32 protein-coding genes and 1 pseudogene are annotated in these 26,122 nt (G+C 34.3%); 9 read left to right on the forward strand and 24 right to left on the reverse strand.

The features are described from left to right. A pseudogene (locus tag ACFSTA_RS03205) lies at positions 1–186 on the forward strand (IS110 family transposase); the annotation flags it as partial. 218 nt (positions 187–404) lie between these two features. Here the strand turns inward: ACFSTA_RS03205 and ACFSTA_RS03210 are convergent. The 3 genes from ACFSTA_RS03210 to ACFSTA_RS03220 all read right to left on the reverse strand — a co-directional run bounded on the left by ACFSTA_RS03210 (position 405) and on the right by ACFSTA_RS03220 (position 3,148). Beyond that, positions 405–902, reverse strand: a complete 498-nt coding sequence (locus ACFSTA_RS03210) for an RDD family protein (RefSeq protein WP_377555106.1) — start codon at positions 900–902, stop codon at positions 405–407. A gap of 782 nt (positions 903–1,684) precedes the next feature. Beyond that, positions 1,685–2,194 (reverse strand): DinB family protein, encoded by a 510-nt coding sequence (locus ACFSTA_RS03215; protein WP_377555107.1) that lies wholly within the window; start codon positions 2,192–2,194, stop codon positions 1,685–1,687. A 429-nt stretch (positions 2,195–2,623) separates the two neighbouring features. After that, positions 2,624–3,148: a GrpB family protein gene (locus tag ACFSTA_RS03220; RefSeq protein WP_377555108.1), complete on the reverse strand. Its 525-nt coding sequence runs from the start codon at positions 3,146–3,148 to the stop codon at positions 2,624–2,626. A 134-nt stretch (positions 3,149–3,282) separates the two neighbouring features. Here ACFSTA_RS03220 and ACFSTA_RS03225 point away from each other — a divergent pair, with 134 nt between their 5' ends. The 3 genes from ACFSTA_RS03225 to ACFSTA_RS03235 are packed head-to-tail and all read left to right on the forward strand — an operon-like array spanning position 3,283 to position 4,137. Beyond that, on the forward strand, positions 3,283–3,603 hold the full coding sequence (locus tag ACFSTA_RS03225; protein WP_377555109.1) for an ArsR/SmtB family transcription factor: 321 nt from the start codon (positions 3,283–3,285) through the stop codon (positions 3,601–3,603). 36 nt (positions 3,604–3,639) lie between these two features. Further along, positions 3,640–3,891, forward strand: a complete 252-nt coding sequence (locus ACFSTA_RS03230) for a hypothetical protein (protein ID WP_377555110.1) — start codon at positions 3,640–3,642, stop codon at positions 3,889–3,891. 12 nt (positions 3,892–3,903) lie between these two features. Next, positions 3,904–4,137, forward strand: a complete 234-nt coding sequence (locus ACFSTA_RS03235) for a hypothetical protein (protein WP_377555111.1) — start codon at positions 3,904–3,906, stop codon at positions 4,135–4,137. Positions 4,138–4,495: 358 nt separating this feature from the next. Here ACFSTA_RS03235 and ACFSTA_RS03240 read toward each other — a convergent pair whose 3' ends face one another. The 3 genes from ACFSTA_RS03240 to ACFSTA_RS03250 form a co-directional block, all read right to left on the reverse strand. Beyond that, positions 4,496–5,062, reverse strand: coding sequence for an NUDIX hydrolase (locus tag ACFSTA_RS03240; RefSeq protein ID WP_377555112.1), 567 nt, complete (start codon positions 5,060–5,062; stop codon positions 4,496–4,498). A gap of 38 nt (positions 5,063–5,100) precedes the next feature. Next, entirely contained in the window at positions 5,101–5,427 is a 327-nt protein-coding gene (locus ACFSTA_RS03245) for a TIGR04104 family putative zinc finger protein (protein ID WP_377555113.1), read from the reverse strand. Positions 5,428–5,680: 253 nt separating this feature from the next. Beyond that, entirely contained in the window at positions 5,681–6,454 is a 774-nt protein-coding gene (locus ACFSTA_RS03250) for a tyrosine-protein phosphatase (protein ID WP_377555114.1), read from the reverse strand. Between the two features lie 428 nt (positions 6,455–6,882). Here ACFSTA_RS03250 and ACFSTA_RS03255 point away from each other — a divergent pair, with 428 nt between their 5' ends. Genes ACFSTA_RS03255 through ACFSTA_RS03275 form a run of 5 tightly spaced genes read left to right on the forward strand, consistent with a single transcriptional unit; the run spans position 6,883 to position 10,308 of the window. Next, positions 6,883–7,278: a GntR family transcriptional regulator gene (locus ACFSTA_RS03255; RefSeq protein ID WP_377555115.1), complete on the forward strand. Its 396-nt coding sequence runs from the start codon at positions 6,883–6,885 to the stop codon at positions 7,276–7,278. Continuing rightward, on the forward strand, positions 7,278–8,393 hold the full coding sequence (locus tag ACFSTA_RS03260) for a DUF1648 domain-containing protein (protein ID WP_377555116.1): 1,116 nt from the start codon (positions 7,278–7,280) through the stop codon (positions 8,391–8,393). The genes ACFSTA_RS03255 and ACFSTA_RS03260 overlap by 1 nt, the downstream gene beginning before the upstream one ends. Before the next feature lie 35 nt (positions 8,394–8,428). Beyond that, entirely contained in the window at positions 8,429–8,629 is a 201-nt protein-coding gene (locus ACFSTA_RS03265; protein ID WP_377555117.1) for a PLD nuclease N-terminal domain-containing protein, read from the forward strand. Then, positions 8,630–9,541, forward strand: a complete 912-nt coding sequence (locus tag ACFSTA_RS03270) for an ABC transporter ATP-binding protein (protein ID WP_377555118.1) — start codon at positions 8,630–8,632, stop codon at positions 9,539–9,541. Then, positions 9,541–10,308, forward strand: coding sequence for an ABC transporter permease (locus ACFSTA_RS03275; RefSeq protein ID WP_377555119.1), 768 nt, complete (start codon positions 9,541–9,543; stop codon positions 10,306–10,308). The genes ACFSTA_RS03270 and ACFSTA_RS03275 overlap by 1 nt, the downstream gene beginning before the upstream one ends. A gap of 59 nt (positions 10,309–10,367) precedes the next feature. On the opposite strand, the gene ACFSTA_RS03280 is transcribed toward ACFSTA_RS03275, so the two are convergent. The 18 genes from ACFSTA_RS03280 to mbcS form a co-directional block, all read right to left on the reverse strand. Further along, positions 10,368–11,171, reverse strand: coding sequence for a GNAT family N-acetyltransferase (locus ACFSTA_RS03280; RefSeq protein WP_377555120.1), 804 nt, complete (start codon positions 11,169–11,171; stop codon positions 10,368–10,370). 99 nt (positions 11,172–11,270) lie between these two features. Further along, positions 11,271–11,504: a DUF3953 domain-containing protein gene (locus ACFSTA_RS03285; protein WP_377555121.1), complete on the reverse strand. Its 234-nt coding sequence runs from the start codon at positions 11,502–11,504 to the stop codon at positions 11,271–11,273. Positions 11,505–11,534: 30 nt separating this feature from the next. Continuing rightward, complete coding sequence (locus ACFSTA_RS03290) at positions 11,535–12,350, reverse strand: lipid II flippase Amj family protein (protein WP_377555122.1); 816 nt, start codon at positions 12,348–12,350, stop codon at positions 11,535–11,537. A 98-nt stretch (positions 12,351–12,448) separates the two neighbouring features. After that, positions 12,449–12,670: a hypothetical protein gene (locus ACFSTA_RS03295; RefSeq protein WP_377555123.1), complete on the reverse strand. Its 222-nt coding sequence runs from the start codon at positions 12,668–12,670 to the stop codon at positions 12,449–12,451. A 78-nt stretch (positions 12,671–12,748) separates the two neighbouring features. Next, a complete protein-coding gene (locus ACFSTA_RS03300; RefSeq protein WP_377555124.1) occupies positions 12,749–13,126 on the reverse strand; it encodes a hypothetical protein in 378 nt (125 codons plus the stop codon). A gap of 27 nt (positions 13,127–13,153) precedes the next feature. Continuing rightward, positions 13,154–14,002 (reverse strand): hypothetical protein, encoded by an 849-nt coding sequence (locus ACFSTA_RS03305; RefSeq protein WP_377555137.1) that lies wholly within the window; start codon positions 14,000–14,002, stop codon positions 13,154–13,156. A 143-nt stretch (positions 14,003–14,145) separates the two neighbouring features. After that, a complete protein-coding gene (locus ACFSTA_RS03310) occupies positions 14,146–14,694 on the reverse strand; it encodes a GNAT family N-acetyltransferase (RefSeq protein WP_377555125.1) in 549 nt (182 codons plus the stop codon). A 59-nt stretch (positions 14,695–14,753) separates the two neighbouring features. Next, the gene (locus ACFSTA_RS03315; protein WP_377555126.1) at positions 14,754–15,128 is read right to left on the reverse strand and encodes a hypothetical protein; all 375 of its coding nucleotides are present in this window, start codon (positions 15,126–15,128) and stop codon (positions 14,754–14,756) included. Positions 15,129–15,367: 239 nt separating this feature from the next. Continuing rightward, positions 15,368–15,961, reverse strand: coding sequence for a DUF1062 domain-containing protein (locus tag ACFSTA_RS03320; RefSeq protein WP_377555127.1), 594 nt, complete (start codon positions 15,959–15,961; stop codon positions 15,368–15,370). A 331-nt stretch (positions 15,962–16,292) separates the two neighbouring features. Beyond that, the gene (locus ACFSTA_RS03325; RefSeq protein ID WP_377555128.1) at positions 16,293–17,066 is read right to left on the reverse strand and encodes an SDR family oxidoreductase; all 774 of its coding nucleotides are present in this window, start codon (positions 17,064–17,066) and stop codon (positions 16,293–16,295) included. A gap of 369 nt (positions 17,067–17,435) precedes the next feature. Then, positions 17,436–17,621 carry a hypothetical protein gene (locus tag ACFSTA_RS03330; RefSeq protein WP_377555129.1) on the reverse strand — a complete coding sequence of 62 codons (186 nt, stop codon included), beginning with the start codon at positions 17,619–17,621 and terminating at the stop codon, positions 17,436–17,438. A gap of 213 nt (positions 17,622–17,834) precedes the next feature. Continuing rightward, the gene (locus ACFSTA_RS03335) at positions 17,835–18,161 is read right to left on the reverse strand and encodes a hypothetical protein (RefSeq protein ID WP_377555130.1); all 327 of its coding nucleotides are present in this window, start codon (positions 18,159–18,161) and stop codon (positions 17,835–17,837) included. Between the two features lie 186 nt (positions 18,162–18,347). After that, positions 18,348–19,046 (reverse strand): hypothetical protein, encoded by a 699-nt coding sequence (locus ACFSTA_RS03340; RefSeq protein WP_377555131.1) that lies wholly within the window; start codon positions 19,044–19,046, stop codon positions 18,348–18,350. A gap of 3 nt (positions 19,047–19,049) precedes the next feature. After that, positions 19,050–19,904, reverse strand: coding sequence for an ABC transporter ATP-binding protein (locus ACFSTA_RS03345; RefSeq protein ID WP_377555132.1), 855 nt, complete (start codon positions 19,902–19,904; stop codon positions 19,050–19,052). Next, a complete protein-coding gene (locus tag ACFSTA_RS03350; protein WP_377555133.1) occupies positions 19,901–20,272 on the reverse strand; it encodes a GntR family transcriptional regulator in 372 nt (123 codons plus the stop codon). The genes ACFSTA_RS03345 and ACFSTA_RS03350 overlap by 4 nt, the downstream gene beginning before the upstream one ends. Positions 20,273–20,408: 136 nt before the next feature. Next, positions 20,409–21,278: a ComEC/Rec2 family competence protein gene (locus ACFSTA_RS03355; RefSeq protein WP_377555134.1), complete on the reverse strand. Its 870-nt coding sequence runs from the start codon at positions 21,276–21,278 to the stop codon at positions 20,409–20,411. 321 nt (positions 21,279–21,599) lie between these two features. After that, positions 21,600–23,735 carry an ATP-dependent Clp protease ATP-binding subunit gene (locus ACFSTA_RS03360; RefSeq protein ID WP_377555135.1) on the reverse strand — a complete coding sequence of 712 codons (2,136 nt, stop codon included), beginning with the start codon at positions 23,733–23,735 and terminating at the stop codon, positions 21,600–21,602. Positions 23,736–23,905: 170 nt separating this feature from the next. Then, complete coding sequence (gene mbcS / locus ACFSTA_RS03365; protein ID WP_377555136.1) at positions 23,906–25,486, reverse strand: acyl-CoA synthetase MbcS; 1,581 nt, start codon at positions 25,484–25,486, stop codon at positions 23,906–23,908. Positions 25,487–26,122: the final 636 nt, after the last annotated feature.

Raw genomic sequence — 26,122 nt, forward strand, 5'->3', positions numbered from 1 at the left:
ATTCTCGGAAACAGAAAACAACGGATGAGATCATTCCCCGTAACAGGAAGTTACGAGCCTTTTATGATAAAAAGCGAGATGAAGGGAAACCTTATAAAGTAGCCATAATTGCATGTGCAAACAAGTTTATTACATTGGATTTACGCATTATTGAAAAGTAATACTACCTTCCAAGATATTGCTTAAATAAACACCATAACCAAATATGCCAAAAACTTCCAACTCAAGATTACAGGAGGATTATTTGGCATGTACAAATTTATTATATCATAAGCTATTTTAGATTTTTAGAGATAAATATTGACAACTATTAGCTGGTTTAGCTTAATAACTATATTATGTAATAACTATTCCAACACTAAATACTAAGATTCCAATTAACATCAGTAAATGTATAAAAAAGCTTAATGTAACTCTACTTTAGTGCCTGCTATCAAATCTCCCAAATGCCTTTTATCTTTTCTGGATAATCCCATAAACAGCAATATTAAGCCAAGTAAGGTCCCGCTGTTCATGATGACAATAGAAGTTATGGAAAAATCACTATACATCCCATGAATAACCCCTATATGTCCTAACTGCCAAGGCAAGAACTTGATGATGTTTCTTGTTAAACTTGAAATGAATCTACGCTTTTTGTATATCAGTTTTAGCCCAGAGACCCTTTTTCCTACAGATCCACTTTTGAAGTAATCTAAATATGAAAATAAAAGGATGATTGGTATTACGGACGTAAATGCGGCTATCAGTTGCGTTTGCATTTCTGTATATTCTGGAATTCCGTCTAGAATGAAATAAATGATTCCAAGGTTGACAATCAACAATAAGAGTAAATAAGCAAGTATGACCACATAATCAACAAGTAATTCTTTAAATCTTATTCGAAATGGTATATTAATCATGGGACACCTCACATATTTTTAAACTGACATTAAAACTCACTTGGAAACCATGTTTAACTATTGCCCCCGTTAATTTAAAAGAGAGAACCAAAATACTCATAAATTTATTTCTTTTTCTTATTATAGTAACCACCACCTAAAACAGCTAAAAAAATAACAAATATCGCTACAATAATACTAATATCCATACTTTCACTCCCATAAAGGATATACTTTATAATGATTACGTTTCAGAAAATATAATGTTTCAACTTTCTAATTTCATATCAGTTCTGGTTGATTACTCTTCAACTATCCTGCCCCATTAGTTCAATATCTGTTAATTAAACACTAACATAATATTCCAAAAATAAAAGGCGTTCATTACTGGATCACCTTGTTAAAATATTGCACCCGTTAGTTTAAGAAGAAGTTTTATTTAATTCTCTTGTTGCTTTTTTTTATACATCTCTTTTAGTACATCTGGTCCCGATCTTTATTAGTTCATCTACACATCGCTTGTAAAGATACCAATTCCGTCTTTTGCCATTTCCAAATAAGCGCGGTCATCATTTCAGTGCTTTTTAGCATCTGACTCACCTAAGCCAATGAATTTTTCTCTTGTTTTATCTAAATCCAACATAAATTATCTCCTTAGTTCTGATTGAAAGTATAGTAAATTCGCTATAAGGAGTAGCCTCAGGAAAATGCAGATTTACAACGTTAAGAAGGCTTCAATATTAAAAAACCTAATTTTTCAGCATTAAATGAGAAATTAGGTTTTTCCATTAATAGAAAAAGACTTATAAGTATTTATCACTAATTACTTTCATATGGTGTAACTCGTGTCCGGCAATGCCATATGCAATGGTACCTACTGAAACTGTGCTGTTCATTACAGTTCCATTACGAACCCACGCTGTATCATCAATGGTTGAAATAAGGCTTAACGTGTTGGAACGTACCGTGTCTAAACCAGCTAGTAACTGCTCCCAGGATAATTTGTTAAAGTTTGCCGCAGAAACGTATTGATCTTGATCCATTGCTGGGAGTGGTGCACTTTCATTTCGTGCAATGGCAAGCATTCGATACGACATCACACGTTCCGAGTCGGTCATATGCCCAATCACTTCTTTTAAAGTCCATTTCCCTGGTGCGTACGCCTTCCTTGCTGACTCCTCAGATACGCTACTTAAAAGGGTAATGGTCTTAGTTCGTTGCTTACTAAGTATTTCTTCAATATCTCCATCTGGCACAAGACTAACATACCTATCATGCTCTGGATTTTCAATAAATAATGGTCGTGGAAGCACAAGAATCCTCCTCATCGGAATAGTTAATTATGGTTCTAAGTTAATATTCGACTGTCAAGAAGATATTTCCTTTATTTTTGATATAAATTTCATTACCGCAAAAATAATTGCAAATTAAACAACTTTATTATCTCTGTACAACTGAATTATGCAGTTAACATAATACAGATAATAATGAATTAAATCACTTTTTTATTCCACTAACCTGCTGGTTTAGTTTAATAAGGATTACAATTTGGTTTTGTATAAAACATCTTATTCATCTTGCTAGGTTTAATTATATGGCATTATAGAAGGTGAGCTACAAAATACAACAAAATTAACCATAGAAGCCCTTCCGGCATTACCTACAAATGTAAAACTCTAGTTTGTAATTGGAAAAAAAGTGTGTCAACTTATCGAGCAAAAACTGTATCATCCTATTAACGGTCACATCAACTTAGTAGAATCAACCCAGTCCAATGCTTTTACTTCTATTTCTCTAGCAAAACCTTCTTTTCCATTTATGTAAGATGCAATGTCATAAGGGAATTGTTGTGCCAACTGCTCTTTTAGTTCTCCATAATTCTTTTTTACATCTGGATGTTTTCGCAAATAATCTCGAAAAGCCAAGTGTCTTGTTATTTCATAACTTCCAATTTGATATATGTGAACGTGATGAGAACGGTTATCTCCACCTTTTTTAAAATATCTTCGTCCAGTTATTCCGTTCTCACCTTTAGGTTCATAGCCAATGTTTTTCATCTTTTCATTGTAATTATCAACGATGTTAATGTTTTTAACAATAGGCATAATGTCTATGATTGGCTTGGCTTTTAACCCCACAACAGAGGTACTACCAATGTGGTGAATATCTATTATTTCATTCCCGAAAATAAGGCGTAGCTTTTCTGCTTCAACTGAAAACATTGAAGCCCATTTTTCATTATAAGAACAAACCTCGACCTTTCTCAAAATATTCGCCCCCTTTTCATCCTCTAACTGAATTCTAATACAAAACGGTTAACCATGTTAAATAATAGTACCGTTATCTAACATTTTTTCACTTACATGTAGTATTTTTTTAACACATGTAATATAATTATTACATGTGCATACAAAGTGGTGATGAATTACTAAAAATTCTCGAAGCACTATCAAACCCTTACCGTTTGAAAATAATTTCTATTCTTCATCAAGAAAGGCAATATGTTAGTCAGTTGGCAAGGGATTTAGGGATTAGTAGACCCTTGTTGTATCTTCATTTACAACGGTTGGAGGATGCCGGTTTAATTACAGGCGATTATGAAGTATCTGATCAAGGGAAGACGATGAAATATTATAAATTAACTCCATTTCATTTATCCATCAATTCCCAACTGATTATGGATTTATCAAATAGTTTAACGTTAAAGAAAAGAAAGGAGTAACAGTGGAAACGAAAAAGATTGGAAAGGAGAGGGCATATGGGAGGATTTCATATAGGGGATGCTATTATCCAACTTATTTTTCTATTATTAACTTTAGCACCTATCGTACTTATAGTTATAGGATTTGTATACTTAACTCGTATGATCAAACGAGCTGAAAAGCGTTCAGAAGCGCGATTAAAAATGGACAATGAAAATGCTAAATTTCAAGAAGAACAGATACGTACCATAAATGATTTAAATAAACGATTAACGAATATAGAACGCATGTTAAAAGATGTAGACTAGGAGGCGTTTTAAATGGAAGCATTTGGACCTATAATTATTTTATTACTAAGTTCTCTTCCTATTATTTTAATTATAATAGGAGTTGTTTTTCTCATACGTTTTGCTAAACGTACTGAACATCGTGCCGACAAACGATTAACCATTGATAAAAATCATGCACAATTTCAACAAGAACAAACGCAAGGAATGAAAGAAATTAGTCAACGAATATCAAGAATTGAAAACCTATTAAAAGAAGTGGAGTAGTGAAGAAAAAGAACTTATGTGACCATCTATTCCACGGCATGAAATTTACAAGAATAGAGCTTGGACAATCTTTTAACTCTGCCTTTTTATAAACATTTATCTTGAAGATTGTTGATTGCATACTTCTTATCTTTATTGTTCTTATTAAACAAATCGGGTATTAAGTCAAGAAGCCACCTCATTATAAGAGATGGCTTTTGGCTTCAATAACAATTGTTACAAAGTGACAGGTAAATATTCCGGTCATTTCTATTGTGAATTTAGTATACGGTCATTTACAAATGCCTTCATAAAAAAAAGTTCATTTTCATTTGGGAGTCTAAGATTATTGTAGTAATTAGCATATTTTTCTCTTTTATTAATTTGAATTAATATTTGTGCTTTCAGCAAGAAAATCTTTTGCCATATAATACGCATATGCTGTAAACAACTGTGTTTTTATCTGATTTGTTCTAAGCAATTCACCCATATCATCAAAATCATATAGCCTGATATATATTTCTTCAGTCTCATCTAAATTTTGTTCATATGCTTTAACTGCATCTTGTAATAGGTAAGTTTTTACTCTATTATTTTGTGTTGCTGGATTGACCATAAAATCACCTAAGAGAATCGGTTTCTTCCATGAAGTATATCCTGTCTCTTCTTCAATTTCTCTCATTAGTCCTTCCTCATGTGTTTCATTACCCTCTCTTTTTCCGGCAGGAACTTCTAAGAAAAAATCTTTCCCTGCATAACGATATTGCTCAACGAGAACAATTTCGTTTTCCTTAGTAATAACAACTGCATTTACCCAATCAGAATACTCATTTACATAATAATCATCTATCACTAAACCATTTGGAAGTTCACATTTATCTTTCCTTATATTCCCGAATGGACTTTCATGTATATACTCTGAATTTAACGTTTTCCATTTTTCCATACTATCCTCCACTTATGATCTATACGTTCATTTTATTTTTAAGATTTTCCTCTATAATTCGTATGATATTTTGACTGAAATCTATAAAAGAATGGAAAAAGTGTTGATACAACTCCATATGCTAAGAAAGAAACTAACAGATAGATAAAAAATGAACTGAATAATTCCATATTTATTAAATAAATTACAAGGATAATAATTGGAATCATAAAGAAATTCGTTATAATTTTGGACTCGCCTATTAATTTATGTTCTGTATCACATGTCTTACAATAAATAAGGTTATTTTTCTCCCCCCAAGCCCATTGGCATTTAAAAATTTCAATCCATGTAAATGGAGTATGACATTTTTCACATTTTTGCATTGTAATACCTCCCGTAAGGAATTACTGTATTAACTCTAGTCCTCGATCTATATATAATATTAACATAAAATTCTGAATAAAATAACCAAGGAAATATTTACTATCCTGCTAGCGATTTCCAAACTTTATATACTATTGTGGGATTTTTTTAACTTAAGGAAATCCATTCTTAATGTGCTGCATTTTTAATGTAAATTAACACTTTGCACCTTAGAATGAAATCGGTTATTTCTTTTTGTCGATCTTCTATTGCTTACTCTAATAAATTACGCTTTAGTAAGTCTAGATCATCCTCTGAAAGACCGAGAACTTCTTGCACATATACATTTATGCTTCCATATTGAACTTCCAATTCATCCAAAAAGGCATTTATATACTCTGCTCTCGCCTCAAACAATGCATCTAGTACCTCCTGTTGAATATCTGGTAGGTTATTATAGCCAATCTCCTGAAAATTTGCTGCCATTTGCTCTAATGTTTCATTGGTGTATAAGTAATCTTCCAAAATCACTTCGCGTGGAACTCCTAGTACCCGAAGCATTACCGCTGCAACCGCACCTGTTCTATCTTTTCCAGCCATGCAATGAAATAGCAATGGACTATGCGGTTCTGTTAATAAAATCTCAAACACTTTTTGAAATGCTTGCTTAAAGGAAACCATGTTTTGGTTTAATGTAAGTAACAATTCTCCTGGTTTCGTGTTTCTTAGAGTATCAGCGAAATTTCTATGTTCGCCAACCTGTCCTAGCATCTGCTCATCTGACAAAATTGGTGTGTGATGCCAAACAACCCCGTCTAGCATTGGATCTGGAAATCTCTCAATTTCATCTAAACCACGCAGATCACAAATCTTTTTAATGCCAAGTTGATTTACAATTTCCAGGTCATTTTCTGTCAATCTACTAAGATTGCCCGAACGATAAAGCATGCCTCGTTTGATACTGCGTCCATCTTCTGTTCGGTAACCACCTAAATCTCGAAAGTTAAAACTTCCTTCTAATTTAATTACGCGTAATATATCATTCATTTTGTCTCCCCCTATCCCCAAAGTAATGATTATTCTAGTAAAGCAATGAACAACTAATTATATAATACCAAAATAATCCACAGTTTTTACTCCCTTTTGGCTTAAAATATACTTTTCTGCTATTAAACTAAAACTCCAACCTCACATATCCACATAAATTCTATAAATTGTTAATAACTCTTTAAAAACCTTATACATAAGCACAACTTATACACAGATCATCTGTGGAAAACTTTTTAATCGTTTGTGGATATAGTGGATAAACCTATGCACTTATGATTAACCCTTTATTTGGTTGTGCATAAAACTGTGGATATCTCTGTCACTTTTAATTTGTATAATTATTCGTATTGACTCCTTGTTACATCTGTTATACTATTACTATAACAGATGTAACAATCATTTATAATTGGAGGATGTGCATTGATGTGTATATAAGTTTAGATTTTGAATCTAAAGAACCAATCTATACTCAGTTAGTTCATCAAATTATTGCAGGTATAGCCAAGGAAGAACTGAGCCCTGGTGAAGCTTTACCATCCGTTCGGTCACTTGCAGCTGATATTGGAATTAATCTTCATACGGTAAATAAAGCTTACCAACAATTGAAACAAGAAGGATTCATATTAATTCATCGGCAAAAAGGTGTAGTTATCAACCCAGATGGAGTGCCTCAAGCAGATGAATCCTATATGGAAAAGCTTGAAGCCAATCTGCACCCTTTAATAGCTGAATCAATTTGTCGCGGTGTTAGTAAAGATGAATTTTTAACCCTTGCTGGTCAACTTTATGAAAAATTTAAACAGAAAGAAGGCGAAGTCTAATGGATAACACGGTTTTCTTTTTATTGCTATTAATTTTACTACCAGTATTTATTTCTACGATGTTTATTCCCTATTGGACGAGAAAGACAGAGAGTTTTGGTGTTTCCATACCAGAAACGTATTATTACAGCACTAATTTGAAACAAATGCGAAAGAAATACGTACTACAAACTGGGGTCCTTGGTTTGTTCATAATCGCATTTCTTGTATTCATCGCAACGTTTTTTCAACTTAATGAAGAAGGTGTAAGTATTTATTTCGGAGGGTTGACCTTTGGTTATATTATATTAACTTTCCTTATATACTTGCATTTTCACCAAAAAATGAAGGAGTTGAAAGAAAATAACGGAGAGAAATGGGCCCAAAAATCGCAATTAGTCGTCATTGATACTGGCTTCCGCAATCAAAAACTGACTTACTCAAACTTTTGGTTTACTATTTCCTTTTTCATTGCCATTTTTACAATGGTTATCACCATGCAAAACTATCAGCAAATTCCTCTAGAGATACCAATGAAATACAACTTTGCTGGCGATGTAACGAATTTTACCGAAAAATCCTATCGCTCCGTACTCATCTTACCTATCATGCAAGTATATTTAACATTGTTATTTATTTTAATTAACATCATTATTTCAAAAGCAAAACAGCAAGTAAGTGTAGAAAACCCTAAGGAATCCATGCAAAAAAACGTGACTTTTAGGAGAAGATGGTCGGCATTTATCATTATCACTGGAATCGCGTTAACGGCTATGTTTTCCATGATTCAGTTATCGCTAATTTATCCAATTAATCCACAGCTAATGACCATTGTACCTTTGGCTTTCTCGTTGTTTGTCACAATCGGTGCCATAGTCTTGTCCTTTACTACTGGTCAAGGAGGTAGCCGCGTCGTCTCAAAAGAAGCTTTTGGTAAGGAAAATATTATTGATCGGGATGACGATAAATATTGGAAACTAGGGATGTTTTACTTTAACAAAAATGATCCTGCGTTATTTTTAGAAAAACGGTTTGGCGTTGGCTGGACGAATAATTGGGCTCACCCACTTTCTTGGTTTATTATTATCGGGATTATCTTATTGGCCGCAGGAATTCCATTTCTACTAAGCCTGTAATGGGGATTTAATTTAATAATGTAGGAGGAGAAATCATGGAGTTATTAAACGAAATTAATTGGGCTGTTATAGCGCCTATTCTTGTGATTCAAGGTATATTAATTATCATTGCTCTAATCGATTTGATCCGTACGAATGTTACCAATGGACCAAAATGGTTGTGGGTATTGATTATATTATTCGTAACAACATTAGGACCAATAATCTATTTCATTTTCGGAAGGAGACAACGATAAATGTCCCTATTAAACGTTCAAAATCTTACCAAAAAATATAAAAATAAAACCGCTGTTCATAATGTAAGCTTTTCCTTTCAAAGTGGAAAATGTATTGCGTTAATTGGACCAAATGGTGCTGGGAAGACAACCATACTACGTACTCTAGCCGGTCTTTTAAAGCCTTCATCTGGAACAATACAATTCGAAGATGAAGGAGCAAACCATGACATTCGGCAATATATCGGTTATTTACCACAATTTCCTGTTTTTCATTCCTGGATGACAGGGAGAGAATTTTTAATCCACAGTGGTGAGTTGGCACATCTCTCCAAAGAAGAATCGAAACAACGTACAGAAGAGCTTCTAATAAAAATCGGATTATCTGATGAAGCTGGAAATGAACGAATTTCTCGGTATTCCGGTGGGATGAAACAACGACTTGGGATTGCTCAAGCGATTATTCATAAACCCAAGTTACTTATTCTCGATGAGCCTGTCTCATCTTTAGATCCTATTGGGCGACGTCAAGTTTTACTCTTAATGGAAGAATTGAAGAATGAAATGTCTATCCTATTTTCAACTCATATTTTAACCGATGCGGATGAGGTAAGTGATGAGTTATTGCTGCTCCATAATGGGGAGATTGTTGAATCCGGGTCCATGGATGCATTACGACAAAAATATCAAACTGCTCAAATCGAAGTTGGCTTTGAAAATGACCTAGAGAAATATGCTGAGAAAATAAATGCTCTTCCAGAAGTGGATACGATTCAAGTGGAGCGTAATATACTTCACGTGAATGCAACAGACATATCTCTTACGCGCCAAAAAATTCTAGAAGTTGCTTCTGATGAAAACTGGCCATTAACAACATTCCATATTAACCGGGCTTCCTTGGAAGATATGTTTATGAGGGTGGTGAATAACTAATGCAATGGATGACACTTTTTAAAAAGGAACTAGTAGAGAATTGGAGAAATAAGAAATGGGTTTGGGTCCCGTTAATCATTATTTTACTTTCTATTCTTGATCCAATCACAAGTTACTATTTGCCGCAAATCATTGATTCCGTAGGTGGTTTCCCGGATGGCACTGTGCTTGAGCTTCCTGATTATGCGCCACCAGAAGTAGTGCTAATGAGCTTAGGACAATTAAGTAGTTTAGGAGTTTTAATCATTGTACTCATATCCATGGGTACAATTGCTGGAGAGAAAAAAAGTGGTGTTTCGGAGTTAATTCTAGTAAAACCTGTTAGTTATAGTAACTATATTACAGCAAAATGGACTTCTCTCTTCGTACTTGTTTGGATCTCATTATTTCTAGGCTTATTGGCTAGCTGGTATTACATTAACCTTTTATTTGGCGACTTATCGTTTGTAGCTTTATTGCAAATCACTTTTTTCTATGGACTTTGGTTAACACTTGTTGTGTCCATTTCAATCTTTTATAATACCTTATTTCGAACACCAGGTATTGTAGGATTTTTATCTATTATCACAATTATGATTATGAGTTTAATCACTAAAATATTTAATCATATTTTAGAGTGGAGTCCAATTAATTTATCTAGTCATATTTTTGACATGCTTATGACAGATCGTATCTCAAGCGAACTAATTGGAGCCGCATGTGTTACGGTTATATTTTCTGCAATCTTAGTGGTCGGATCGATCTTTACGTTTAGAGCGAAAAATTAATGAGCGTTTTTATGTAATTTCAAGGAGCTTGGGAATAAATCCAGGCTCCTATTCTTCCATTATGCTAATTCTTTTTTTCTCACAAATATCGAATATTCCACATGGTTTTCGAATCCTAATTTATTTGCTAAATTTAATGAACTAACATTTTTGACATCACAATCCCAGCTCGGTGTTAACCCTTGCTTCAAACATTTATCAATAAATGCCTTCCCTAAAATGTACGCTAAACCATTACCGGTAAATTCATGTTGTGTAAAAATATCTATACCAACAATTGATTGCCCCATAAAGATAGCTGTACATTCGCTTACTACTCTACCTTGGTATAATACACAAAAACCGAAGCTATGCTTAAGAAAATTTGTCACTCCGTCCCAATACTCATCATAGTAGGTATTATTAAAATTCGTGCTCCTTTCAATCGTATCCTTGCTTATCTCTTCTATGGTAAATCCAACAGGTAATTGTTTTTTCTTACCTTCCATATATTTTCTTGGATTGAATTTATATAAATATCTATTCATTTGTAGTGCTTCTTCTTTTAATAAATTTCTTATAATATGATCCCAACTTCTAGTAGCCGAAAAAAGAGTAAATCTTTGACCACTTCCTGCTGTTTGTTGTTTATAAAAGTCGAAAAACATATGATTTAACTTTGTGTTTTCTCCATTCCCAGCTATAAAATATATTCCATTATTGGTACCTATTAAAACAGTACTTGGTTGATTAAGATCATCAACAAACACCACTCCTGGAATAATACTTTCAGCAACAGAGTAAGCAAATGTTGGACACGTCCTAGCATTTTCTATTAATACAGGTAAAATTAATTGATACTCACTTTTATCTAATATTCTCATAAGTAATACCACCATTTTATTAGTTAGAGGGACGAGGGGTCAGGTCCACTGTCCCAGTAGTTGGGACAGTGGACCTGACCCCTCGTCTCTTTGATCTTGTTAATGAAATAATAATCCTTGAAATACTACAAATAAGATAGTTAAAAAAGCAATTATATTAATCCAACCATAAACCTTTTGCCGCTTTTGAAATGCTTCTAATCCTATTACAAGTATTATTAATCCTAAGACAAACATTAAGTATGGAAGGACCTCAGTTCTCCTCGCTAACAGCCCATATCCTGAAAGTAAAAGTCCTATGACTGCTAAAATAATTCTTGAGAATTTCAACATGTAAGATCACATTCTTTCGTTGAAAAGTATTTAAACAATAAAGGCAGTAAACCATGCAATATACTTCGCTCCAGATATAAACAATAACTGTGCTAGTATAGTTCCTAATAATCTCGATGTAACCATCATTAATGATATGCTTTTAAGTTTAGGATAACTTCCCCTTTGATTAACAACATCATCTGCAATTACGGATATCTTTGGATCAATAAAAATCACTAATAGAATTGTTGCAATACCATTTATTAAACCAGAGGCCATAATTGCTGTTGAGGCTCTTTCAGGTGCTAATAATGCCGCATATAATGCCGATAATACACCAATTGTATAGATTGCTGTTATTAGCATATTCACCAAAAATAACTTTATTGGAACGTCCTTAATTTTCGTATCTTTAAGATATGAAAATTTGGGTAGGTTAAAATGGACAATTCCACGTTTTATGTAATATAGCGAAAATATTTTTTTGACTAAGGATGGAATAGAGCCTTTCTCTACGGATAAGTGAATAATTGCTCTTGAAAATATTGCGACAAAAGTTGGAAGTAAGAGTATTCCAAATAACGTCCCTACTGTTGATGCACCTATAAGAAAGCGAAATTGGGTCTCTACAAATTCTAAAGCACTATGTTCTGGTGCTGTATCAATTAAACTTCCAGTAAAAGGTTGCTGCATCATATTCGCTAATCGTGAAACAATGACCATTACATAAAAGAGAGATAATGCTGAAGCAATCATCTTTACTCTTGCACCAGATAATCTTACAGCATAAGCGAGTGTCTCAATTGAATGAATAATAAAAATGAACAATGCGATGTATATTAGTTTTTCAGTTAAAAACTCCAACAATTTACCCTCTTTTCAAATAACAGGTACTTAGCGTAACTTTTCCCCTAATTTAAAACTCTATTTAGTATCGATTATTAACTTTTACATCTACAATATCAAGTACAACAAGCAGTTACATTATCAAAGTCTTGTTCAGAAACCCAGATCTCGTCAATCCCGCCATTTCCTTCAATAATTTTATAATCTATATTTGCATCATTTAGACGAGTGATTTGGTTATCTGTTTTATGTGCCCAGAACTTGTATTCAGTAGATTCACTATTCATACATCCTGATGCTAAAATCAGTAACAGAAATAGAATAATCAATTTCTTCAATTGTAACGCTCCCCCTATTTGAAACTTCCTCCAATGAGCGACATGAAAGTGTATAAATTGTGTGAGTTTCCTTTGTATTTAATCTTTCCAATCATTCGGGATACTAACAATTACATATTTACCCGTCCACATTTGTGTATATACTACTAGTTTTCTATCATTCTTTTCAAAAAAATACCCACTACCCTCTTGAGTTTTATAATCCCACTCTTTTTGGCTTAACATTTGCTTTACACTTTCGAAACGATTACTTTGATCCATTCGTGCAATATACCACTCATAATCATCTTCTTTAGCTATTTTCGCCATATCCTTTGAAGAATCATTCAAAGTTTCTAAAACTTCCTTTTTACTTACAGAATCAATAGGTAGTGGTGGATAAAAGAATTTGGTATTGTATACGACAACACCTAAAATGATAACCATCATAGCTCCTAACAATATCCATTTCTTCATCCTATACCTCCAAGAGACAGTTTTTAATCACAGGAACTCAAAAAACTTCAACTTTTCATTTAACCTTGACTTATATTTTTCTGTTTCAAAATGGGAATTATTGACCTTTTCCTTTTTCATTGTTAGCATATCAAATATTTCTTCTTCAAAAGCTCTTCTTGCCTCTAATACTTTCAGAGTTCCATCTAGGCCTTCGTAGCCCTTTTCTTTTCCATACCCTTGGTTGGTGTAATACTCAATAAATCCGGATGACCATTCTATTGGTCTTTCTTTACATGCTTTCTTGAATGAATACTCTAGGTCATCTTGTTCCACATAGAATAAAACTGGATTCAAACACTCTATGATTTTTGCTAATCTAACAACATAATCTATCACAACTTCCTTCTGCTTACCCCATTTAACCATTCCAACAGTTACTGGATTTTGTATGAAACAACATTCAAAAATATAGGTTTTATTTTCGTAATTGGCTTTTTCAGCAAATACTTCCCAATTGTTCGTAATTAATTCAATATTTTTTTCTAATGGTAATTCATATATATCATTCTTAAAAATCGTATTGAATAATTGGTCTGGAAACTTTGATCCATATTCGTTTTTAATTTTGAGGTATGGTAATAAATAATCGTCGTCTCTTTTCACAACGCTATCAATAAATACCCCTTTCAATTCCCCGCTAGCTGATAACAAACATTCGAATTCCTTTTCATTAAAACAAGATACCCCATCATAATCAGTTGGATGGTCCAAATTCCCTTCTAGAAATAATTCGGTATTTATATTATTTTCAGTGAAAATATCATGAATTAAATTAGCAGTGGTAGTTTTCCCAAATCCGGGTAACCCTTCAACAATTATTAGTTTAGTGTTCATCACGTATTAAATCCTCCCTTACCTGTTTGAGATCTAACGAGTTAAATAACAACACGGATAAAAATAATGTCCTCCACTGCTCTCACCTCTAATTCATTTCTTTCTTCAATCATAAGAATAATTTTATATTACTTATTACTATCCTAATCTTCTTTTTTAAGAATGTAATGATGATGCTGTTGTTCTTCGATAGTGACATGTCCTTTCAATTGAAATCCACATTTTTGAATCACTTTCTCTGAACTTACATTACGTGGCAATACAACAGTATTAAGTAGTGTTAGGTTAGTATTTTCAAACAAATATTTCATTAATCCTTTTACAGCTTTTGTCGTGTATCCCCGATTTCTATAATGCTTTGAAATAGCATAAGCAATCTCTTGATTAGGTTCAGGTAGTTCATCTTTCATTCCAGTATTACAAAAACCAATAAAGTCACCGGTCTCCTTTAATACAATCCCCAGCTTCAAATAATTTTGGCTATCGATATTAGGTACTGCGGATAGAAACTCTTTATTGGATGGTATTTCATAATTGGCAAGCCAGTCCAATCGCTGTTCTCTCGTAGACTTCCAATCTGGCAAAAATTCATAAACTTCCGGTTGTGAAGTAAGTTCATAAATAGCATCAACATCTTCCACTCTAAATTCTCGTAATAAGATTTCATCGCAGTCTATGGTGAATAGGTTCATATATATTTTCTCCTAACTTTTCTCCTGTTTTTCTTTCTTTATCTTTAAATGCAATAAGTTTAATTCGTAGTCATTATTTTTAATAAAACCGCCGAGTCTTCCTCTGACAATCGAACATAATAACTATTGTTTCGGTTGATAATTTCTAACATGTCACCATTAGGCGTAATCCAAATGTGATATTTATTCAATCGGTAATCTGGTTCCGTAGCCATTGTTATATCTAAACTCGTTTCCCACTTAGCACCTTTAAATATGTCCATTATCTGTTGTACGGCATCTTCGTCTTCGATATTGTTTATTACTTCATATACATTGGTATCTTCCACTCGTTTCTCAATAGTCAGTGTAGAGTGATTATCGAAGTCAACAACATTTTGATGACCACATCCAACTATACTTAATAACAAAAGAAAGAAAATCAGCTTTCTCATCAAATACTCCTCCACTCAAGCTGGGAAATGTATAACACTTTCTATGCATAACTTATTTGAGACAGGACTGTTCCTAAGTAAGTTTCTTTTTATTTTGTCTGATTGTACTCCAGTAAATATTAACATAAAATCCCATATTACGTTTGAAGTTTCTGAATAATTTTTCTTTAAAATAATCGTCTATACTTAACGAGTTATGTTTTGTTGAAAAGAAAGGGGCTTAGAGAATAGCCCCTTAATTAGGTCAACGTATCGATGCTGTACCAGTCACCTTTAACTGTAATTTGTATATCATCAGTAATTTTGTTCTTCATATTAATTTTTGGATGTAACAAAAGCATCCCATCCTGTGCCAATTTGTTTACTTTTGTCCGTGAAATATCAAAGATCTCTGCAATTAATTTATCTATTCTAAGACCAAAATCATATTTACAGCAAAGTCGAATTGTTGTCTCATTAGTCATTGAACCAAGGTATTCTTTTCTTAATTCGTACCTTATATCTGTATTCACATCTTTACATAATTTTCGTAATTGATTGATCTGGAAAGCATAATACCAGCTTGTCTCTTGGTCATTATTCATAAATTTTTCATGTAGTATAGAATTAATTTTATTCACATGTACTCGTGATAAAATTGGGTAATTCCAAGTTCCCTCACAATGGATACAGTTATAAATAAGCCAAATATCAACCATTTTCTGATTCGCATTTACCCTAAATTTCTCACTACAATTGAATTCTGTGATCCTTTTACATTTACTACAATTTCGTGTTACATATGGTGTTTCCTGAGCAATGATCTCACAGGTTAAAACATTATTAGAACTCATACTTCCGTTCCTCCTATTTTTCAGAGGAACGCCAATAACGGTTGAATGGAGAAAATTTCCCATTAAAAAAGCGGAATACCTTAAAGGTATCCCGCTGGAATTAAAACAACTGATTATCCCGCGTTCCCTGTAATGGCTAAAAATAGGCACACTTCTCCCGTAGTTGAACATTATGTTCAAAAAGAAATGTACTATTTAGTTGCTTAACCATTACAAGTATGCTGGCAAATCCAATTCCACCTTCCATATTTCTCCTATATACTAAGATAACACTTTAATATCTTTTGTCAATATATTCCGTTAATTACTCCTCGATCCTTCTTTGTTCCTTTTACCTTCTAAATCCACCTTCTGAATGAATAATCTGTCCTGTAACCCAATCTGCATCATCACTAACTAGAAACTTTATGGCTTTTGCAACATCTCTGGGTTCTCCTATTCTACCGAACGGAAACATTGGTTTTAATTTATCTTTGGTGTCATCGGTCATCCATCCTGTATCGGTTGGACCAGGATTTACTGCATTAACCGTTATTCCTAAATCAGCTATTTCTGCAGCCAATGTAATCGTTAGCGCATCAACTGCACCCTTTGTAGTTGCATATGCTAATTCACCAGGCATTGGTCCCCGAAATTGACCTGAAGTAATATTAACTATTCTCCCACCATGTTTTTTATCAAATCCTTGAGCAAATTTACTACTTAGCAATGTTGTTGCCCTGACATTTACCAAGTAGTGTTTATCTAATTCATCTGCGGTTAAATTAGAATAATCATTATTTGTGGAAAATGCTGCGTTATTGATCAAGATATCTGGATAACCTAGTCGTTCTGAAACTTTATTCATAAGCTTATCCGGTGCATCATCTTGAGTTAAGTCCAATTCCATACACGATACTTTCACACCTCTTTTTAGTAACTCTTCTTTTAATTTCATTTGCTCCTCAGAATTTACACTCCAAGGCATTTGCTTATCGTATTCCGTCCAGTAAGTAAAAAAGATATGGTAACCTGCTTCTGCTAACTCCTTACAAATAGCTGCTCCAATCCCTTTCAGTCGACTGACACCGGTAATAATTGCAATTTTTTCTTTCATTTGACTCATTATTTAATCCCTCCAGATGAAGAACGCATTAAAAGGTTTACAGGAGATAAGATTTTTCCTATTAAAAAAGACGGATACACGAAAGGCATCCATCCTTAAAAAGGTATATGAAACCAAAGAATGCAGTCCTTGTATGATTACGCATAGCCAAATAAACCCATGTTATGAGTATATTAAACTGACTATCTAAAATTTAATCATTACAAGTTATTCCACCATCTTTGATCCTTATCCCCTATCCATATATCTCCATTTACTCATTTAGTTTAGCAAGATAGGAAAGATAATACAATGGGAAAATTAGAAAGTAAAATGATCTAAGTTACAAATTTCACCTGATGGTTTACACACATAACTAGGCAACATTTTTCACCTATTATTTCGTTTACCAACAAAAACACTTATAGCTATGATCACGGCACCTAAAGTTATACAGACGATAGAAACATTGGTCCAAATAGCGTATTGATCATTATATTTAGTAATCCAATAAACCACAGCAGCTGCAACCATCAAAATTAATCCTATCCATTCTATCCCTTTTAGATTTCGCATATGCTACCTCCTTGGAAAGTGATGGATTTCTTCTAGTTACGATCTATATAATAGTATCCACTCTAATCAAAGTTATCATGTAAAGACTTACTACATTCATTATTCTAATGAACCCTGCTAAAATCTTTATGTGACTAGGTTACATTATCTTTAAATCTTTTAGCAACCGAAGAAAACAGCATCTTGAAAAAAGCACAAAAAAATAATCTAGTTTCAAGTATTTTTCCATAGTTTTTTCAGCCCTACAATTAAAAAAATAAAAGCAATACAAAGAACTAGTTTATCCAAAAAGTAAAACACCATTGTCACCTCTGCTAAACTCATTCCCAAAGGAGGCTGGATATTATTTTCCCCAAGATAATCAACATATTTCGGAAGGTAAAATGGGGTTAAAATGAAATTTAATTGATGAATGATAAGAATAAAAAAGAAATAAAAACCTGAACGAAATGAATATCTTTTACATTGAATGAGTCCAATTACCAATAATACTAACAATAAGTAAGGTAATACAAAAATCATACTTCCGACCAAAACCATATTAACCCCTCCACATACATACGGTTATACGCACTTCATTAATCCTTCGTCAAAACCGCTGTCTAAAAAACCACCCTCATACTAACATAATATTCTAATTTTTTATACTTTTAACAGAAATACAAAAAAACGCACAGTTCATTTGTGGAACTGTGCGTTAGATATTTAAATGTGACCCTAGCCACCTTAAGCTTTAACTATGGTAACTTTCCTTATTAGAATAAATGATATACCATATAAAACTATCCCAATTACTAGCATTTGATAAAATTGCATAAGACTTATATCCTTGAACACATTGGATATCCATTCAAATAACCAACCCTGGGCGATTCCAACCAGTAAAGTTAGAACCAAGATTGCGGCAACAGTTCCTCCACCTGCTAAACCATACTTATAAAAAAGCAATCCGATAATAAACATGAAGGCTGAAAGGAAGAACATAATAGACGTATCAATAATAACACGGTTTAACCATGTATCCTCTAATAACTGAGCCGGATGTAAAAAGTGAAACGTATGAATTCCCACTTTTTCCGTTAAAAATTGGGTAATTGTTTGCAGCGTGTTGGCAACAAGGGCTTTTACGAATGCGAGTACAAAGAAGAAGATCCCAATACTTAAAAAGATATTTTTTCGAGTTGCTCCCATTTTTAACGCAAATGGTATGCTCTCTTTTACGGTTAGGAAACCTAAAATTATAAAATAAAAATAGATAGCAAATGGAAATCCAAATCCCATTACTCCATCCTCAACACTTAAAAGGAAATAAGAAATAGTGATCGAAACGATTAATACACTAAGTAATATCGTCCAAAATATCATAATGGAATAACGGATATCTGCACTAAAGAAATATAATAAACCTTTTATTTGTTTTCCCATTTCTTATGCCCCCTTTCTTTCCGTTAAATAAATCATTAAATCTTGAATCGGAATTCCTTCTACATCTAGACCTTGGCTTTTTGCCTCTTGTAGATTTCCATATACATATGCTGTCATCATTCCTGCCAATTGTTTTTTCTGGATAACTTCCTTATCCTCGACATAGGCCTCAACCTCTGGAATTGTTCCAGAAATGGCATATGTGTTGTTACGAAGAATATCAGCTTCCTCTTTCAATACAAGCGAACCTTCTTGAAAAATTATTACTTCCTCGAATAACAAGCTGACCTCATCAATTAGATGCGTGGAGAAAATAATCGTTCTTTTCTCTGTTTCATATTCCTCCAATAATATTTCATAAAACCTTTTACGAGCAGCTGCGTCAAGTCCAATATACGGTTCATCAAAAATGGTAATCGGTGCCTTACTAGCTAACCCTACGATAATCCCTAACGCCGACTCCATCCCTTTCGAAAGAGTCTTCACTTTCGCATTTAGATTTAAATTATATTCTTGAATCAATTCATCAGCTAATTTTTCATCCCAAGTTGGATAAAAATAGGAATAGATTTTTAGGACGTTTTTCACTTTTAAATCCTTTTTAAAATTTTGACCTTCTTTAATTAGGCAAATGGATTCAGTTAATTGTTGATTATCAAATGGAGTCTCGCCGTCAATTAAAATTTGACCATTTGTCTCTAAAATTTGTCCTGCTAATATTTCCATGAAGGTTGTTTTTCCAGCACCATTTCTCCCCAACAACCCGTAAATTTTCGGACCTTCTAATGTAAAGGAGATATTCTTCAATGCATCTTTTTCCTTATATTTTTTAGAAAGCTCTTTTACTTCAATCTTCATTTGCGATTCTCCCCTCTCTTCATCATCTCAATTAATTCGTCTGAGCCAATTTGCAGTTTATTAGCTTCTTCTTTCAACGGTTGAATAAAATTTTCATAAAATATTTTTTTACGTTTTTCAATCAAAATGTCCTTGGCATTCTCTGTTACAAACATTCCAACACCCCTCCGTTTAAATAGTATCTCCTCGGCTACGAGTTCGTTAATTCCTTTTGCAGCAGTCGCTGGATTTATTTTGTAATATGCTGCAAACTCATTTGTTGAAGGTACCCTTTGACCAGCTAGAATGGTGTTATTAATAATGTAATCCTCAATCTGTTCTTTAATCTGAAGGAATATTGGTCTATTTTCATCTAGTGCATTTTTCATTTGATCACCTTCGTTAATTGGTTAGTTACTTATGTAATTAACCATATAACTTTGACGTATAATTGTCAATACGTTTTGATAAAAAAAAATCAGATATTGTATTTTCCATACAATACCTGATAAGAATCTTCTTCATTTATCCTGCCTTCTCCTTCAAACTGTCGAGCGGACTTTTTTCAGGAAAAATAAAAAAATTTTCTCCTTCCGTTCTAATAACGAGATCTCCAAATACAGCAGTTGAGTATATTTGAGCCTTTATGTCATAAAGGTTCTCAATCACACGGTTTACAGGGTGGCCAAAGTTATTCCCCTTACTATATGTTAATATGGCAACTTTTGGATTCACTTCTTTCAAAAATTCCAGAGAACTACTTGTCTTCGATCCATGATGTGCAACCTTAATAATTTCAGCTTTTAGGTCATATTGTTCAATTAATCGCTTCTCTTGTTCTTGTTCGATATCACTGAGAAGTAGGAAATCAATCTCCTGGTAGCTTAGTTTTAAAGCAATGGATGCTTCATTATTGTTTTTTCCTTTCCCGTAAGCATTAATTACCGTAATATCGACCAATGGATCAATTTTAATTTTTTCATCTTCCTCCGCAACTTTTATAGGTATTTTCTCTTTTCGAATTTGATTCAGATATCTTGCATAGGTTTGTGTAACATGCATTTTTCCAGAATCAATAATTTTATTCGTTTCAATTGACTTCATCACATGTGGAAGCCCTCCGACATGGTCCTTATCTGGATGTGTTGCAATCATTAAATCAATTTCTTTTACACCGTGTTCTTCTAAATACTTCACCACTTTCTTCCCAGACTTCGGCGGACCACCATCAATTAGTATATTGCTTTCATTGGGAGTTTGAATTAATATACTATCCCCTTGCCCAACGTTTATAAAGTGCACTATTAATTCATCAGGTTTTTGAACCGGATTTGACATTCCGGTAAGAATTAAAATTGTACACAATAAGGTAATGAACCGTTTTAAACCATGCATGTATAACATCCTTTGATGTGAAATTACGCAATTAGTTTGTCACGGTTTTGGTGAAAATATTTATTACGGAATGTTGTGTGTGCGGATTGTTTTATGTCGGGTGTTTTTGCTGGTTGTGTGTTTTGGTTTATGAGCGGGTGAGCAAATTGTTGCTTGTGAGCGAATCCTTGCTGGTTCTGAGCGAATATTTCGTTTTATGAGCGAATCCTTGTTGGTTCTGAGCGAATATTTCGTTTTATGAGCGAATCGGTGCTGCAACTACTCTATTCGATACACAAAAAAAACCCGCTGAACTTCGTCAGCGGATTCCTCTCAACCTCATTATGATGTTGCAACGACAATTTCTCCATCAACTAAATCTACATTTACGGCAGACAATGATTCTTCCTCTAAATATAAATCGGTTAATGGATCTTCAATCTTATCTTGGATGACACGGCGCAATGGTCGTGCACCAAATCGTGGATCATATCCAAGACGAACGAGTTCTCGTTTGGCTTCCTCTGTAATACTAATGTTCAACTCATTTTCTTTCACGGTTGCTTCAAGATCATGAAGCATTAAGTCTACAATTTCAACTAGGTTATCTTCACTTAGCTCATTGAAGGTAATAATTGAATCAAAGCGATTTAAGAACTCAGGTTTAAAGTATGCACTTAATTTCTCAAGTTGTGAAACAGATTCATGGGCTGTGTTGTTAAAGCCTACATTGATTTGTTTTACTCCTGTTCCAGCATTACTAGTCATAATAATTACGGTATCTTTGAAGCTCACTGTTCTACCATGTGAATCTGTTAGATGCCCATCCTCCATAATTTGTAGGAACATATTCTGTACATCTGGATGTGCTTTTTCAATTTCATCCAAAAGAATAATGGAGTATGGGTTGCGTCGTACACGTTCTGTTAATTGCCCAGCTTCTTCATGACCAACATATCCTGGAGGCGAACCAATAATTTTAGACACGGTGTGTTTTTCCATATACTCACTCATGTCTAAGCGAATAAGGGAATCTCGTGTCCCAAACAATTCTTCAGCAAGTGCTTTTGTTAATTCGGTTTTACCGACACCAGTTGGTCCGACAAATAAGAATGATCCAATTGGACGGTATTTTGATTTAAGTCCTGCACGGCTACGACGAATCGCTTTAGCAACTTTAGCTACCGCTTCACCTTGACCTATCACTTTTTTGCCTAGGTTTTCAGCAATGTTTTTTAGTTTTTCTCGGTTCTCAGCTTGTAGCTTGGTTACTGGGATACCTGTTTTTTCTTCCACAATTAACTGGATGTCTGAAATATCTACATCGATTACTTGCTCCTTCCCTTTCGCTTTTTCCAATTGTTTCTGTAATTGGATTTCTTGGTAGCGAAGGTTTGCTGCACGTTCGTAATCTTCTTTTTCAGCCGCTTCTTCTTTTTCATTAATAATTTCTTGAAGTTTTTGTTCAATAGAATTGGAGTCTTTTTCTGCATTTGCCAAGTTTAAGCGTGATCCAACTTCATCCATCAAATCAATCGCTTTATCTGGTAAGAAGCGATCTTGGATATATCGCTCTGACAGTGTTACAAAAGCATGAATTGCTTCCTCTGAAAAACGCACTTCATGAAATGCCTCATAACGATCTTTAATGCCAGCTAAAATTTGAATTGCCTCTTCTATAGTAGGCTCCTTCACTTGTATCGGTTGGAAACGGCGCTCTAAGGCAGCGTCTTTCTCAATTTGACGATACTCCTTCAATGTAGTTGCTCCAATGATTTGCATTTCTCCACGTGCTAATGCTGGTTTTAATATATTCCCTGCATCCATTTGTGAACTTTCTGCAGTTCCAGCACCGACTAGCAAGTGAATTTCATCAACAAATAGAATGACATCTTTTCGTGATTGAACTTCTTGAATTAACTTTTTCATTCGTTCTTCAAATTGACCACGAACACCCGTATTCGCAACAAGAGATGCCACATCTAATAAATAAACTTCTTTATTCATTAGTTTCGCAGGTACGTTTCCTTCTGCAATTTTCAGAGCTAGTCCTTCTGCTATTGCGGTTTTACCAACACCAGGTTCACCAATTAATACCGGATTGTTTTTATTTCTTCTATTTAGAGTCTCGATTACACGCTTCACTTCTTGGTCACGGCCAATAACTGGATCGACTTCGCCGTGTCGAGCAGCATTTGTAATGTTCTTGCCTAATTGATCTATTAAACCATTGCCTTTGTTTCCTTTTTGTTTCGTTCTCGTTGTTGTTTGACTAGAGCCATTTCCTTGGAAGTTAGCATATGCATCCTCGTTATTTCCGTCAAAAAATGGATTATTGAACATATCATTTGAATTCATCATATTATTTTGGATGTCACGGAAACATGAATTACAGAGGTGCATCTGCATTCTTTCATGGTTCATTTGCATTTGCATATTAATATTTGCTTCATTTACACCACATTGTTGACATTTCATTTTCCATTCCTCCTATTGATTATATACTATTTGACTAATTTGACTTTGACTATCTTTGACTTTATGACTACATTATACTCTGACCTTTTTTGACTTTCAAGTGTTTTGATTCATTTTTTTGTCATAAAAATAACCCCTATCCCAGTTAACCAGGATAGAGGTTACTATGTTTAATTATTTAATAACTCCTTCTGTCTCAATTCCACACGTCTGATCTTACCTGATGTTGTTTTCGGAAGATCATCTAAAAATTCAATTTCTCGTGGATATTTATATGGTGCTGTCATTTCCTTTACATGATTTTGTAATTCCTTGATCAAATTCGGATCTTCTCGATCGACACTTTTCTTTAACACGACAAAGGCTTTGACAATACTGCCACGAATTTCATCCGGACTAGCAACTACTGCACACTCTTGCACAGATGGATGTTTGACCAAAGCATCTTCCACTTCGAATGGCCCGATTGTATATCCGGAGCTAATGATAATATCATCTCGCCGTCCTTCAAACCAGAAATAGCCATCTTCATCTTTTCTTGCTTGATCACCTGTAATATAAAATTCACCACGCCTAGCCATGTGCGTACGTTCTTGGTCTTTTAAGTATTCTCGGAACAATGCAGGGCTATTGAGTCGAACAGCAATATCACCTATTTCATTGACATCCACTGGCTTGCCAAATTCATCAATAATTTCCACATCATTACCCGGCGTTGGTTTCCCCATGGATCCAGGTTTCACTTCCATATCTTTCATTACACCAAGTAAAAGTGTATTTTCTGTTTGGCCATACCCGTCCCGAACGGTTACATCAAAATACTTTCTAAACGTATCAATTACCTCTACATTTAACGGTTCTCCAGCGGAAACTGCACTATGGAGCGCTGGTAGCTGATAGTCTTGTAGGTTGTCAACCTTTGCCATTAAGCGATATTCTGTCGGTGTGCAGCATAATACATTAATCTCATGGTCTTGCAAGAGGCTTAAGTATTTCTTTGGATCGAATTTCCCGTGATAAATGAAACCAGTTGCACCTGTTCCTAATACAGAAAGAAATGGACTCCATATCCATTTTTGCCAGCCCGGTCCTGCTGTTGCCCAAACTTTATCTCCTTCATCAATACATAACCAATTTTCAGGAGCTGTTTGTAAATGGGCAAATCCCCATCCATGTGTATGTACAACTCCTTTTGGATTACCAGTTGTACCAGAAGTATACGATACAAATGCTATATCATCCCGTGTCGTATTTGCGGTTACTAAGCTATCACCTGCATCTTCCATTAAACCATCTAAAAAAAACCAATCATCTACAGGTTGTCCAACAACAAATTTTTTCAACTGCTCATATTCCTGTAAGTCCTTATATTGTTCAACAAATGGATAATGACTTATGACTCCATCTACCTCTCCATGTGTGACGCGATATTGTAAATCCTTTGTTTTTAGCATTTCTGAACTCGGAATAATAATAATACCTGTCTTAAGTGCAGCCAAATATACTTCATAGGCCTCTATTAATCGTGGAATCATAATGAGAACTTTATCGCCTTTTTGTAAACCACTATTAAGGAAAGCGTTTCCAATTTTATTTACATTTTTCAATAGTTGGTCATATGTAATTTCACGCGAATTCCCAGTATCATCTTCCCAGATTAACGCTTTTCTTGTTGGAGCTAATGCTGCATGTCGTTCCATTTCCATAACGATGTTATAATCTTGCGGAGCAATGAGATCTTCTCGTTTCATTCTATCAACTCCTCACATTTAATTACAAACATTATATCAAAAATTCTCAAAATTTCAAATCAATCTTATTACCTAGATATAGAACAAAAGCGCAAGCGCCCTTACAGACTAAAAACGCCACGTCCTGTGGCAACGCCTGTACTAGCACGTCCTGTGCGTCGTAGCGACGTACGAACTGCGCCAGCGTAACGCTGGTGGTTCAATGTTGCCACGCAAAGTGGTGGTTTTAATTGAACATTCCCCGTAGGAGATAAAGGAAACATGCCCCTTCATAGGGGTATGCCGACGTTGGGCGCAAAGCCCGATTTTAGTCGGCCTTCCTTTAATCTTACAGTTTTAGGATGTTCGACTATGTCGAACTGTTATCGTACGAAGGTGAGGGAAGTTGCGCTAGGCGCTGGGCGCTGGTCGATGAAATCGCCACGTCCTGTGGCATCATCGACACTAGGACGTCCTGTCCGTCGGAGCTGGACGTGGCTGTTCCTGCCAAGAAGTATCCACAGGTATTGAATTTTATAATTTCCTGGTGTTTGAAATAATATATTCAAACACAAAAAGTCCCATTGACTATGCTACGATTGAAGTACTTAACCAAGTTTAACTCAATCTACCACCCACCAAGGAGGCCATAGTCAA

It is taken from the genome of Ornithinibacillus salinisoli (assembly GCF_042684965.1).
Lineage (GTDB): Bacteria > Bacillota > Bacilli > Bacillales > Amphibacillaceae > Ornithinibacillus > Ornithinibacillus salinisoli.